The organism is Deinococcus sp. HSC-46F16, assembly GCF_024171495.1.
In the GTDB taxonomy this organism is placed as follows: domain Bacteria; phylum Deinococcota; class Deinococci; order Deinococcales; family Deinococcaceae; genus Deinococcus.
Window position 1 is genome coordinate 1 of the sequence record NZ_JALJZW010000007.1, and the last position, 13,049, is coordinate 13,049.

Annotated in this window: 10 protein-coding genes; 5 read left to right on the forward strand and 5 right to left on the reverse strand. The window is 69.6% G+C overall.

Annotated features, from left to right (window positions below; translation table 11 throughout):
- Window positions 1-136: 136 nt before the first annotated feature.
- On the forward strand, window positions 137-601 hold the full coding sequence (locus tag L1280_RS13340; RefSeq protein WP_253582784.1) for a hypothetical protein: 465 nt from the start codon (window positions 137-139) through the stop codon (window positions 599-601).
- 70 nt (window positions 602-671) lie between these two features.
- Here the strand turns inward: L1280_RS13340 and L1280_RS13345 are convergent, their stop codons facing one another.
- Window positions 672-2,273 carry an ABC transporter ATP-binding protein gene (locus L1280_RS13345; protein WP_253582785.1) on the reverse strand — a complete coding sequence of 534 codons (1,602 nt, stop codon included), beginning with the start codon at window positions 2,271-2,273 and terminating at the stop codon, window positions 672-674.
- Between the two features lie 64 nt (window positions 2,274-2,337).
- Here L1280_RS13345 and L1280_RS13350 point away from each other — a divergent pair, with 64 nt between their 5' ends.
- Window positions 2,338-3,123 carry a phosphatase PAP2 family protein gene (locus L1280_RS13350; RefSeq protein ID WP_253582786.1) on the forward strand — a complete coding sequence of 262 codons (786 nt, stop codon included), beginning with the start codon at window positions 2,338-2,340 and terminating at the stop codon, window positions 3,121-3,123.
- Between the two features lie 106 nt (window positions 3,124-3,229).
- Here L1280_RS13350 and L1280_RS13355 read toward each other — a convergent pair whose 3' ends face one another.
- Window positions 3,230-5,500 carry a bifunctional (p)ppGpp synthetase/guanosine-3',5'-bis(diphosphate) 3'-pyrophosphohydrolase gene (locus L1280_RS13355; RefSeq protein ID WP_253582934.1) on the reverse strand — a complete coding sequence of 757 codons (2,271 nt, stop codon included), beginning with the start codon at window positions 5,498-5,500 and terminating at the stop codon, window positions 3,230-3,232.
- A gap of 222 nt (window positions 5,501-5,722) precedes the next feature.
- Between L1280_RS13355 and L1280_RS13360 the strand changes: the two genes are divergently transcribed.
- Window positions 5,723-6,415 carry a TetR family transcriptional regulator gene (locus tag L1280_RS13360; protein ID WP_253582787.1) on the forward strand — a complete coding sequence of 231 codons (693 nt, stop codon included), beginning with the start codon at window positions 5,723-5,725 and terminating at the stop codon, window positions 6,413-6,415.
- A 9-nt stretch (window positions 6,416-6,424) separates the two neighbouring features.
- Window positions 6,425-7,144, forward strand: a complete 720-nt coding sequence (locus tag L1280_RS13365) for an alpha/beta fold hydrolase (RefSeq protein WP_253582788.1) — start codon at window positions 6,425-6,427, stop codon at window positions 7,142-7,144.
- Between the two features lie 107 nt (window positions 7,145-7,251).
- Here L1280_RS13365 and L1280_RS13370 read toward each other — a convergent pair whose 3' ends face one another.
- Together L1280_RS13370 and L1280_RS13375 are read right to left on the reverse strand one after the other, a co-directional pair.
- Window positions 7,252-8,610 carry a 3-oxoacid CoA-transferase subunit B gene (locus L1280_RS13370; RefSeq protein ID WP_253582789.1) on the reverse strand — a complete coding sequence of 453 codons (1,359 nt, stop codon included), beginning with the start codon at window positions 8,608-8,610 and terminating at the stop codon, window positions 7,252-7,254.
- Window positions 8,607-9,893: a thiolase family protein gene (locus L1280_RS13375; protein WP_253582790.1), complete on the reverse strand. Its 1,287-nt coding sequence runs from the start codon at window positions 9,891-9,893 to the stop codon at window positions 8,607-8,609. The genes L1280_RS13370 and L1280_RS13375 overlap by 4 nt, the downstream gene beginning before the upstream one ends.
- 222 nt (window positions 9,894-10,115) lie before the next feature.
- On the opposite strand from L1280_RS13375, the gene pgi reads away from it, so the two are divergent.
- A complete protein-coding gene (pgi, locus tag L1280_RS13380; protein ID WP_253582791.1) occupies window positions 10,116-11,783 on the forward strand; it encodes a glucose-6-phosphate isomerase in 1,668 nt (555 codons plus the stop codon).
- A gap of 148 nt (window positions 11,784-11,931) precedes the next feature.
- Here the strand turns inward: pgi and L1280_RS13385 are convergent, their stop codons facing one another.
- Window positions 11,932-13,005 (reverse strand): GTP pyrophosphokinase family protein, encoded by a 1,074-nt coding sequence (locus tag L1280_RS13385; protein ID WP_253582792.1) that lies wholly within the window; start codon window positions 13,003-13,005, stop codon window positions 11,932-11,934.
- Window positions 13,006-13,049 lie beyond the last annotated feature (44 nt).

Here is a 13,049-nt window from a genome sequence, read left to right on the forward strand (position 1 = left end):
CGTGCAGAGTCTGTTCTTGCTTAGCACTCAAAGTCACTGGATAGCGAAGAGGACGGCTCATACCTCACTATGACAAATTCAAAAACGCTGTACTAGCCTGAGTGCTGTGCTGGCGAGTTGTGGAGGAGTGACCCCCGTGAGTCCCGTCCGTAATCTGTCGGTCACCGGCTACGAGACGAGCTACCGCCTGACGCAAAACGTTCGTGACCAGAATGGCAACACCATCGCGGCGGGCAGCTACGTGATCTGCGACAACCGGGATACGCGCGTGGGTGTGGACGTGAGCTGGACGGGCGGCCTCTCGCAACTGGCGATTCAGTTCACGGGTGCCCGTACGGGGCAGACCAAGACCGTCGCCACGGAGGATTACGGCCCGATCGACTACCGGGGAGCAGGGCGCTACGAGTACACCCTGACGCCCGGCATGGCTCCCCAGACCCTGAAAAACGGCCTGGGTGCCCAGGCGATCACTGTGAACCCCATCACGAACGTGACCGTCAAGGGCTACACCTACGTCCGGGTGCAGGGCTACGACGCCGCAGGCGGGGCGAGCAACATCGCGGAGAGCGTCACCCAGATTCCCGTCGTGGACTGCCTCTAAACCCCTTCCCGTCATCGCGAGGGCCGCCCCCATTCCGGAGGCGGCCCCTCTGCTTTATCCCTTATCCAGCTCAGCGTTCGCCGGTTTGCAGGGTTTCGCTGATCTCGCCGCTGCGGCCGCTCGTGCCGCCGCTGCCGGTCATCAAGAGGCCCAGGCCCGTCTCGGTGGCTTCGCTGGCGGGCACCTCGCCCACGACCTCGCCCTCGTACATCACCAGGATGCGGTCGGAGAGGTTCATCACCTCGCCCAGATCGGCGCTGACGAGCAGCACGGCGAGGCCCTGATCGCGGGCTTCCACGATGCGGGCGTGGATGAACTCGATCGCGCCGATGTCCACCCCGCGCGTGGGCTGGGAAGCGACCAGAATCTTGGGACCTTTCCGCATCTCGCGGGCCACGATCAGCTTCTGGGCGTTGCCGCCGGAATACTGCCCGGCCCGCAGGTGGGGGCTGCGGGGGCGCACGTCGTACTGCTCGCTCAGTCGCTTGGCGTTCTCCGCGATCACGTCCAGCCGCAAGAAGCCCAGCGGCCCGGCGAAGGGAGCGCGGTCGTGCTCGCCCAGGATGTAGTTTTCGGCAGTGGTCATGTCCAGCACCAGCCCGCGCTCATTGCGGTCTTCGGGGATATGCGAGAGGCCCGACGCCTCGACCTCGCGCACGCCCTGCGCCCGGCGGCCCAGGTAGGTGATCTCGCCGCCCGCGACCGGAGTCAGGCCGGTGATCGCCTCCACGAGTTCGCTCTGGCCGTTGCCCTCCACGCCCGCGATCCCGACGATCTCGCCCGCCCGCACCTGAAAGGACACGTTCTTGACCGCGAAGCCGTGCTCGCCGCGCACGCTGACCCCGCGCACGTCCAGCGCGACCTCGCCGGGCTGGGCGGGGGCCTTCTGCACCCGCAGGCTGACCTCACGGCCCACCATCATCTGGGCGAGCGTCTCGGTGGTCGCGCCCTGGGCGGGAATGGTGCCGATCATCTTGCCGTCGCGAATCACCGAGATGGTGTCCGAGATGTGCAGGACCTCGTGCAGCTTGTGGCTGATGAAAATGACGGCGTTGCCGCTCGCCGCGTACTGATTTTTCAGGAAGTCGAACAGCTCGTCCGTCTCGCTGGGGGTCAGCACGGCGGTCGGCTCGTCCAGAATCAGGATGCGGGCACCCCGGTACAGCGTCTTGAGAATCTCGACCTTCTGCTGGAGGCCCACCGGGAGGTCCCCCACCAGGGCGTCGGGGTTGAGGGCGAAGCCGAACTGCCGAATCAACTCCGCCACCCGCCGCCGCGCCGAGGCGTAGTCGATGGCCCCGCCCGAGGTCGGCTCGGCGCCCAGAATCACGTTCTCGGTGACGGTCAGGGTATCCACCAGCATGAAGTGCTGAAACACCATGCCGATGCCCCGCGCAATGGCCTGCGAGGGGTCGGTGAAGTTCACGACCTCACCGTCCACGACGATCTCGCCGGAGGTGGGGGGCTGGGCGCCGTACACGATCTTCATCAGGGTGCTCTTGCCCGCGCCGTTCTCGCCGCACAGGGCGTGGACGCTGCCCCACCGCACGTTCATGGAGATGTTGTCGTTGGCGAGCACCAGGGGAAAGCGTTTGGTGATCCCGCGCAGCTCCAGCGCGGACTCGGAACGGTGCGCCGGGCCAGCCTGCACCGGGGAGGAAGAAACCGTCATGCCCCCAGTGTAACGGCCCCGCCCCCTGGCATCCGGAACGAAAGAAGCGTCACAATGGCCCGACATGGAAGCCTTCTGGTTGGCCGTCACGAACCTGGGACGTGACGAGGTCTTTATCGTCGTGCTCGCGCTCTACACCTGGCTGGTGAACCCCTGGGGCGGGCGCAATCTGGGCGTCGCCTTTGCCCTGTCGTATCTGGTCAATACGGCCCTGAAGTTCGGCTTCGATCTGCCCCGCCCCTTCGACAACGGCGCGGTCGCCAGCGAGGCGGCGCGGGCCACGGCGGGCGGCCCTGGCCTTCCCAGCGGGCACACCCAGATGAGCACGACCCTGTGGGGCGGGATCGCCGCGCAGCTTGGGCGGCCCGGCGCGTGGGTCGTCGCCCTGATCCTGATTGGCCTGATTGCCTTTTCGCGGCTGGCGCTGAATGTGCATTATCCGAGTGACGTGATCGTGGGACTGGGACTGGGGGCGGCTTTTGCGGCCCTCGCGGCACGGGGACATTTCGCGCAGCCGGGGGCGACCCGCTGGCTGATTCCGGCGCTGTTCCTGGCGGTCGCGGCCTTCCTGCCTGCCGGAACGCCGCGCGAGTATGCGGTCGCCCTGGGGCTGACGGCGGGGTTCTGGTTCGTGCGCCCCAACTACCAGCCGCCGCGTGACTGGACTGGGCGAGCCACCGTCGCCGTGCTCGGCCTGCTGATCGTCTTCGCGGTGTATTTCGGGCTGGCGGCGGTGCTGGGTGGGCTGAGCGACCTGCCGCTGGTGCGGGCGCTGCGCTACGCGGTGCTGGTGTGGGTCGCGGCGGAGGGAGCGCCGCTGCTGCTGGGGCGCTGGCTGCGGCGGGCGTAGTCAGAGCAGGAAAGGTTGATGGGGGCGTGGCTGACACGCCCCCTTTGCTGCGCTGCTTTCTAAAACTGCGGAAAAGAGTCTGGGGCTCCCAGGCTTCCAGCTCCCCTCAAGCACTCACGCGCCCCCGCCCACCGTTTTTGCCCTGCCGCACCACATCGGTGATCCCCGGCACGCGCCGGATCGCCTCCCGCACCGTCTCCAGGTCGGCCTGTCCGGTCACGGCCAGCCGCAGCAGGATGTGGGCCACGCCGTCCGCCCCCACCCCCGCCTCAATCTTCATCGGGCTGCGCTTCTCGGCGGCGATCGCCCCCAGTACGTCGGCCAGCAGGCCCTGGCGGTCGGGGGCCACCACGTCGAGGTCCACGATGGTGCCGCCCGGCGTGCCCGAATCCCAGGAGGCGGCGACGCAGCGTTCGGGCTCGTCCTTGAGCAGCCGGATCATGTTGGGGCAGTCGATGCGGTGGATGCTGACCCCCCGCCCCCGCGTGAGGTAGCCCATGATCTGGTCGCCCCGGATCGGGTTGCAGCAGTTGGCGAGCTTGGTGGCCGTGCTCAGGCCCTCGACGTACACGCCTCCGGGGGTGGGGGGCCGGGGCGTGGGCGAGGCGCGGCGGGCGACCGCGTCGGCCTGCTCCTGCGCGAGGCTGGGCGAGAGCAGCCGCCCCACCACGCTGGGGGTCAGCTTGCCCGCATGCAGGGCGAGGTACAGGTCGTCGGGGTTGCGGGTGCCCAGGAGCTTCTGCGAGGCGTCCTCCAGCAGCTTGGTCCGCATCAGTTGGCGCACGGGCAGGTGCCGCTTGCGCAGGTAGCGCTCCAGCAGGTCGTGGCCGCGCTGCAGGGCCTCGTCGCGCTCCTGTTGCCGGAAGTAGTGGCGAATCTTGGCGCGGGCCGAGCGGGTCACCACGAAGTTCAGCCAGCCCTGGTTCGGCTTGCTGTTTTTCGAGGTCACGATTTCCACCATGTCGCCGTTTTGCAGCCGGTGCGACAGCGGCACGATCGAGCCGTTCACCCGTGCCCCCACCGTCGTCTCCCCGATGCGGGTGTGGATGTGGTAGGCGAAGTCCACCGGGGTGCTGCCCGCCGGGAGGCTGATCGCCAGGCCCTTGGGCGTGAAGACCCTCACCCGCTGCGAGAGGATGTCGGTCTTGACCGCGTCCATGTAATCCGACGCGTCGTTGATCTCGTTTTGCAGCTCGCGCAGTTGCGCGATCCAGTTCTCGCGGTCGCGCTGCGCCAGAGCACTCCCCTGCTTGTACATCCAGTGGGCGGCGACCCCGTACTCGGCGACCTCGTGCATCCGCAAGCTGCGAATCTGCACCTCGATAGGCTGGCCGCTCTGGCTGATCACGGTGGTGTGCAGGCTCTGGTAGCCGTTGGGCTTCGGGACCGCGATGTAATCCTTGAAGCGGCCCGGCAGCGGCGTCCACATCGAATGCACGATGGACACCGTGTGATAGCAGATGCGCTTTTCCCGCGTTTCCTCGGCCCGCTCGCGGCGCTTTTCATCGGTGCCGGGGGGCACTTGCAGCTCGCGCGGGGTCAGGATCACCCGGATGGCGAGCAGGTCGAAAATCTGCTCGAGCGCCTTGCCCTCCTTCTGCATCTTGTTGTGGATGCTCCAGAGGTGCTTGCTGCGGCCCGCGATATCGATGTCGCTGACCCACTCGGGGAGTTCGAGATCGTCTTCCAGGGCCGCCTGAAGCCCCGCGACCGCCTGCTCGATGAGTTGCTGCCGCTCCTCCTGCCGGGTCCGCAGCCGGGTCTGGAGGTAGGCGTAGGCGTCGGGCTGGAGATACTGGAAGGCGAGGTCTTCGAGTTCCCACTTGATCTGCCCGATGCCGAGGCGGTGCGCGAGCGGGGCGAAAATTTCCATCGTCTCGCGGGCGATGCGGACCTGTTTTTCGGGCTTCATGGAGCCTAGCGTCCGCATGTTGTGGAGGCGGTCGGCCAGCTTGACCACGATGATGCGGATGTCGCCGGTCATCGCCACGAGCATCTGGCGCAGGTTCTCGGCCTGCAGGTCGCGGCCGGTGTCGCGCACCTCGGCCTGCTGGCTGCCCTGCTTGGAGAGCTTGGAGACCTTTGTCTCGCCCTCCACGATGCGCCGCACTCCCTCCCCGAACTCGCGCTCGATGATCTCGAAGGTCACCCCGTCCACGTCCTCGACGGTGTCGTGCAGCAGCCCGGCCATGATGGATTCGGTGTCCATCCCCAGCCGGGCCAGAATCACCGCGACCGCGACCGGGTGGGTGATGTACGGCTCGCCGCTCTTGCGGGAAACTCCGGCGTGGGCGTCCCGCGCGAAGACGTAGGCCCGCTCGACCGCCTCGCGCTCGGCCCCAGGGCGGTCGGCGATGAGGGACCGCAGTTCCGGCATGCCGTGGTCGTCCGCGTCCGGAACGGGCGGGGGCACCGGACGCTGTTCGTCCGGGCGGGGGTCGTCGCGGCCGCTGTCGGGGGGGACCTGCACGCCCGGCAGGATAGAGCATCGGCCCCCGCCGAATGGGGGCCAGACAACCCCGGTCAGATGAAGGCCGCCTCAGCGTGGGGGTACGCCCGGCTACGCAGCGATCAGATTGGGCACGCTACCCTGGAGGACGTGAAAGTCGACCGCCACGAGCAGGACGAGGCCCGGCGCGAGCGCATCGCGCGGGTGGCGTTCGAGCTGTTCGCGCGGGGGGGGCTGGACGAGGTCAGCGCCCAGGACATTGCCCGCGCCGCGTATGTGAGCCGCACCAACCTCTACCGCTATTTCCCCTCCAAGGTGCATATGCTGCTCGCCCATTTCGAAAAGGCAGTGCAGGCCAGCCGCGACGACGCGGTCGCCCGCCTGCGGGCCGGGGCCAACCCGCAGCAGGTGTGGGCACAGGTGACAGCGCGGATGGCCGACCTGGGGGTGCGCTACCGCCACCTTGTCGGGGCGGTGGGGCAGGCGGTGCTGGGGGCGCGGCAGCCTGCGGGCAGTCAGGCGGAGGCCGACCGGGACGCGATGACGACGGCGGTCACGCTGGTGGCGCTCGTCGAGCCCGTCCTGATCGCCATGCGCGACCGGGGCGTGCTGCGTGACGGGGTAGACACCCGGATGGCGGGGGCGCTCCTGGTGGACGCCTGCCTGCTCGCGCTGCTGCACGGCGGGCACCGCGACCAACGCGAGGTGCTGCGCGACTGGCAGGACCGTTTCAGCCTGATCCTGCACGGGGCACTCGCGCCGGGGGTCAGCGCTGGGGACGTGCTCGCCCCGCCTGCCCACTCGGGCAACCCGGTCACGGACACGCGGCGGCCGGGGCCTTAGCCTCGGCGGGTGACCGCCGCCACCCCCGTTCCAGAAGGCACCCGGACCCGCCTAACCTTCCCCGCCGGGGGTGAGGCCGTACCCGCCGTGTGGCTGCGGCCCGAGGTCCCGGCTCCCGGCCAACCCGCCGCCCTGCTGCTGCACGGCTTTTCGTCGCGCGGGGACGTGATGGCGGATACGGTGGGCCGGGCGCTGCTGCGCCGGGGGGTGGCGTCCCTCTCCCCCGACCTGCCGCTGCACGGCACGCGGGGCGATCCGCTGGAGCTTCAGGCCCTGCGCAACCCGCTGGAACTCGCGCGGCTGTGGCGCCTCGCCCTGCGGGAGGCGGGAGCGGGCGTGGAGTTCCTCCAGGGTGAGGCTGGGCAGGTGGGCGTAGTGGGCTACTCGCTGGGGTCGTTCCTGTCGGTCGTCCTGGCCTCCCAGCGGCGGGAGGTCGGCGCTGTCGTCCTCGCGGCGGGCGGCGACCTGCCGGGCGGCACGCCGCTCACGGCGGTGGCGCGGACGGTGGCCGATCCCCTGCGGGCCGCCCACAAGCTGGGGGGACGACCCCTCTTGATGCTGAACGGGCGGCATGACCCGGTGATCCGTCCCGAGCAGGCCGAGCGCCTGTACGCAGCCGCCTCCGGCCCGAAGGAGCTGCGCTGGTGGGAGGGCGGCCACGCGGTGCCGTCCGGGGCGGTGGACGAGGGGGCCGAGTGGCTGGCAGGGCAGTTGGGGGTGGGGAAGTAAGGACCCCTCACCCCGCTGCTTCGCAGCGCCCCTCTCCCCAGGGGTGACGCGTAGAGCCGCGAGGCGGAGGGCCTTGCGCAGCAAAGGGTGAGGGGGCTTCCCCCGCGTCAGACCGTCAGCTCGCCCACCCGCTCCACGAACCGCGCCGCTGTCGTCGCCCGCACCTCGTCCAGCGTGGCCCCCGGCATCAGCCCGGTCAGGGTGAGCGCCCCGTCCACGAACTCGAAGACCGCCTTGTCGGTGATCACCATGTCCACCCGGCCCCGCGCGGTGAGCGGCAGGGTGCATTCGGGCACCAGCTTGGGAGCGCCGCCCGGCTCGGTGTGGGTCATGGTGACGATCAGGCGCCGCGCCCCGCTCGCCAGGTCCATCGCGCCGCCCACGCCCAGCAGCGGCTTGCCGGGGACGGCCCAGTTCGCCAGGTTCCCGGCCTCGTCCACCTGCAAGCCGCCCATCACCGCCACGTCCACATGCCCGCCCCGGATCATGCCGAAGGAGGCCGCCGAGTCGAAGTAACTCGCGCCGGGCAGCGCCGTGACCGGAATCTTGCCCGCGTTGACGGGGTACTCCATCGCGCCGCCGCCCTCGGGGGCCGGGCCGACGCCCAGCATGCCGTTCTCGGTGTGGAGGATAACCCCGTGCTCGGGCGTGATCAGGTCGGCCACCAGCGTGGGAATCCCGATGCCGAGGTTCACCACGTCGCCGGGGCGCAATTCTTGCAGGGCACGGCGGGCCATGTGCAGCCGCGACTCGTCCACCTTCTTCGCACCGCCTTTCACGTCGGCGCTGCTGCCCAGGTCATCCGGGGTCAGGGTGGCCTGCACGAGGTAATCCACGTACAGCCCCGGCGTGTGGACGTGCTCGGGCGCCAGGACGCCGACCTCCACGATCTCCTCGACCTCCACGATCACGAGGTCGGCGGCGGTCGCCATCAGCGGGTTGAAGTTCTGCTCGGTGAGGCGGTACTGGAGGTTCCCCGCCCGGTCCGCCCGCCACGCCCGCAGCAGCGCCACGTCGCCGCGCAGGGCGGGCACGAAGACCATCTCGCGGCCATTCAGCACGCGAACGTCTGCTCCTTCGGCAATCACGGTTCCCGCCGCCGTCGGCGTGTAAAAGCCGCCGATTCCGGCCCCACCCGCCCGCAACGCTTCCGCAAGGGTGCCCTGGGGGAGCAACTCGACCTCCAGCTCGCCCGCCTGGTACGCCTTCACCGCCTCCGGGTTGGAGGTGAAGTAGGAGCCGACCGCCTTGCGAAGCTGCCCATTGCGCAGCAGCCGCCCCCCGCTGAGGCCGGGTTCGGACACGTTGTTGGCGACGTAGGTGAGGTCACCCGTCCCGGTTTCCGCGAGGGCGTGCATCAGGTGAACCGGGTTGCCCGTCATCCCGAAGCCGCCGACCAGCAGGGTCTGGCCGGGTTTGACGAGGTGGGCGGCTTCCTCCAGCGAGAGGACCGGAACCGTTTTCACGCCTCCACCCGCTCGATCAGGGCCGCCTCGCCCTGCCCCACGCCCACGCAGAGGGTCGCCAGCCCGTAGCGCCCGCCGCGCCGCCGCAGCTCGTGCGTCAGGGTAGTCACCAGCCGCGCCCCACTCATGCCCAGGGGGTGCCCCAGGGCGATGGCGCCGCCGTTCACGTTGACGCGCGCGGGGTCAAGGTTCAGTTCGCGGATGCAGCCCAGGGCCTGCGCTGCGAACGCCTCGTTGAGTTCCACGAGGTCCACGTCACCCAGGTTCACACCCAGCCGCTCCATCAGCTTGCGGGCGGCAGGCACCGGGCCGAGGCCCATCACGCGCGGGTCCACGCCCGCCGACGCCGCGCCGACCCAGCGGGCCAGCGGCTGGATGCCCAGTTCACGGGCTTTCCCCGCGCTCATCAGGACGAGGGCCGCCGCCCCGTCGTTCAGGCCCGAGGCGTTTCCGGCGGTCACGCTGCCGCCCTTGCGAAAGGCGGGCTTCAGCCCCGCCAGCGTCGCCTCGTCGGTGGCGAGGGAGAAGGTGTCGCCGTCGCGCTTATACCGGGGGTGCTCGTCGGTGTCGAAGACGGTCACGCCCCCCCGCCCCTTGACCTCGACCGGCACGATCTCCCCCCGGAAGGTGCCCGCGTTCAGGGCCGCGACCGCCCGCCGCTGCGACTCCAGCGCGAAGGCGTCCTGCTCCTCGCGGGTAATCTCGCCGCCCGCAATGTCCCCGGCGCGGCTGCGCTCCACGATGTTCTCGGCGGTCTCCCCCATCGCCTCAAGCGGAAAGAGGGCCTCCATCGCGGGATTCGGAAAGCGCCAGCCCAGGGTTGTGTCGTAGGCCGTCACGTTGCCATTGGCAAAGGGTTGGCTGCCCTTGCCCATCACCAGCGGCGCTCGGGTCATGCTCTCCACGCCGCCTGCCACGTACACGTCGCCGTCGCCGTTGCGGATGGCGCGGGCGGCGGTGTTGATCGCCGACAGGCCCGAGGCGCACAGCCGGTTGACGGTCAGCCCCGCCACCGTGTCGGGCAGCCCCGCAAGCAGGGCGGCCATGCGGGCCACGTTGCGGTTGTCCTCGCCCGCCTGGTTCGCGCAGCCCAGGATGACTTCCTCGATCAGGTCCGGGGAGATGCCCGCCCGCGCCACCGCCTCCCGGATCACGTGGGCGGCGAGGTCGTCGGGGCGAACGGTGGAGAGCGAGCCGCGAATCGCCCCGATGGGCGTGCGAACAGCGGAGACGATGACCACATCGCGGTCTTGGAGGGGCTGAGCGGGGGAGGCCTGGGCCATGTGGGGGCACTTCCTTTCGGAGGGAGGATGCAGAGCGGCGGACGAATCGCCCGCCATTCAAGCGCGGAAGGTGGGCGGATTTCCAGCCGGGAGGGACGAGCTGGAATGCAACCCGCTTGCCAGTTGCCAGGTCAGGTGCCTCACCTATGGCGCTGCCAGTCCCCAACCTTCCCCCAATGGCCGCCTTCAAAGCCCGCCGGGAGCCGCTGGTATGCTCCCGCCATGAGCGACCCTGCCCCCCGCCCGGTTCCCTCCAGAACGCAACTTCCCGCGTGGCAGGCGCTCGCGGCGCACCACGCCGAGATCGTGGGCCTGCACCTGCGCGACCTCTTCGCGGCGGACCCGCAGCGGGGCGAGCGGTTGACGGCGGAAGGAGCGGGGCTCTTTCTCGACTACTCCAAGAACCGGGTGACGGACGAGACGCTGCGCCTGCTGCTGGACCTCGCGCGGGAGGTCGGCGTGGAGCAGAGACGGGACGCGATGTTTGCGGGCGAGCGCCTCAACGTGACCGAGGGCCGCGCCGTGCTGCATACCGCGCTGCGGGCACCGCGCGACGCGGTGGTGATGGTGGACGGCGAGAACGTAGTGCCCGCCGTCCACGAGGTGCTGGACCGTATGGCGACTTTCGCCCAGGCGGTGCGCTCCGGCGAGTGGCGCGGGGCGACGGGTCAGCGTATCCGCAACATCGTCAATATCGGCATCGGCGGCTCGGACCTCGGCCCGGTGATGGCGTCCGAGGCGCTCAAGCACTACGCCGACCGGGGCCTCACCCTGCGCTTTGTCTCCAACGTGGACGGCACCGATCTCGTGGAGAAGACCCGCGACCTCGACCCGGCCGAGACGCTGTTTATCGTGTCGTCCAAGACCTTCACCACCCAGGAGACGATGGCGAACGCGGCGAGTGCGCGGGCGTGGCTGGTTGATGGATTGGGAGATGAAAGCGCCGTGACGCGGCACTTCGTCGCCGTCTCGACCAACGCCGAAGCGGTGCAGGGGTTCGGCATCGACCCCGCCAACATGTTCGGCTTCTGGGACTGGGTGGGTGGGCGGTACAGCCTCGACAGCGCCATCGGCCTCTCGCTGATGATCGCCATCGGTCCGGACGGGTTCCGCGAGCTGCTGGCGGGCTTCCACGACATGGACGAGCATTTCCGCTCCGCGCCGCTGGAAGCCAACCTGCCCGTGCTGCTGGGGCTGCTGGGGGTGTGGTACCGCAACTTCTTCGGCGCCCAGACGCACGCGGTGCTGCCTTACGACCAGTACCTCGCGTACTTCCCGGCCTACCTCCAGCAGCTCGACATGGAGAGCAACGGCAAGCACGTCACGCTGGAGGGCCGGGAGGTGGACTACGACACCGGCCCGGTCGTGTGGGGGCAGCCGGGCACGAACGGGCAGCACGCCTTCTACCAACTCATCCACCAGGGCACGACGCTGATTCCCTGCGATTTCATCGCCTTCGCGCAGAGCCTCAATCCCCTGCCCACGGCGCAGGGGCCGACGCACCACGACCTCCTCACGGCCAACGTGTTCGCGCAGACCGAGGCGCTGGCGTTCGGCAAGACGCGGGAGGAGGTGCTGGCCGGGGGCATCTCACCGGAACTGGCCCCGCACCGCGTCTTCGAGGGCAACCGGCCCACGAACACGCTGCTCGCCGAGCGGCTGACCCCCCGCGTGCTGGGCGCCCTGATCGCGCTGTACGAGCACAAGGTCTTCGTGCAGGGCGTGGTCTGGGACGTGAATTCCTTCGACCAGTGGGGGGTGGAACTCGGCAAGGTGCTCGCCGGGCAGATCGTGCCGGAGCTGACAGCCGGGGCAGAGCCGGAGCTGCGGCACGATTCGAGCACGAACGCGCTGATTCGCTGGTACCGCGAGCGGCGGGCTGGGAGCTGATTGCGGTGCCCCGTTGCGTTGAAGGGACGAACAGCGTCCCTTCAACTCCTCTCCCGCCGCTCTCCATGACGGATGCTCGCTCCACTCGGGCCGGACCAATGGAGGGCAAACCCATCCACTGGTCCGGCCACCGCTGTGAGGCAGACCCTCAGTCCCCCGGCGTCATCTCCCGCGCGTACACCGCCCGCACCGTATCCGCCATCTGCACCGCCGAGCCGCTGAGGTCGAGCAGATTTACGACCTCGGTGGGGTCGGTGTCGGGATTGGCGCAGGCCCGCAGCAGGCCGTAATTCACCACGCTGCTGCCGGGGCGCAGGCCGCCCGCCGGACGCCACAGCTCGCGCAGGTGCGGCAGCAGGGCGGCAGCAAAACGCACCACGTCTTCCCCACCCCGCGTCAGTTCCTTCTGAAGCAGGCCCACCGAATGCACCCCGACATGGTGCAGCAGGCTCGCCAGCCGCTGCGGGCGCTCGGGGTCGGGCCAGCCCGAAAGCAGGGGCACGCCCAGCGCAGCGGCAATCTGGGTGTCCAGGTCGTGGATCGGCGGCGCACCCAGGAGGTAGGTCATGCTGGGCGCGTCGATAAAGACGCTGTCGGGGGCCTCCTCGATCCGGCGCGGCAGGGTGGCGGCATAGTCGCGGCTGAGGCGGTCGAGCGCCATGAATTCCTCGTCGGCCATCTCCAGCAGCCCGGCGAGGCGGTAGAAACGGCGCCGGACCTCGCGGGGCACGGCCTCGCGGCTCTTGTACCCCAGATCGTGCTCGATCTCGGCCCAGGCGTGCTGGAGGATGGAGCGGATCTGCACCTCGTAGGTCAGGCCGGGCAGCTCGGGCACGAGGTCGGGTTCGGCCCGCAGCACGTAGTGCACGCCGAGGTAGCCGAAGCGGTCGGGGTCGTGCATCCGCGACTTGTCGTTGGAGTGGTGCCAGTCCACGACGTGGTGTTCCTCCATCAGCCGGGCCACCACATCCACGTCGCTGGCGAAGTAGGTGATCACCCGCACCCCCACGAGGTCGGTCACGTCCGCGAGCGTGCGGTAGCGCCCCGGCTTGCGCCGCAGCTTGTCCGCGAGGCTGGCGCGTTTCTTCACCCGCCCAGTGACATGGTGAATGTTGAGGCCCTGCTCGCTGAGCAGCCGGGTCGTGTGCGCCACCACCGCGTCCCGCAACTGCTCGTAATGGGGCAGGTTGACCTCGTAGGCCCGCAGCAGGTCGCTGTCCATGATGAAGGCCATGATAGGCGGCGGGCATCACGGCGGGGGCCGAC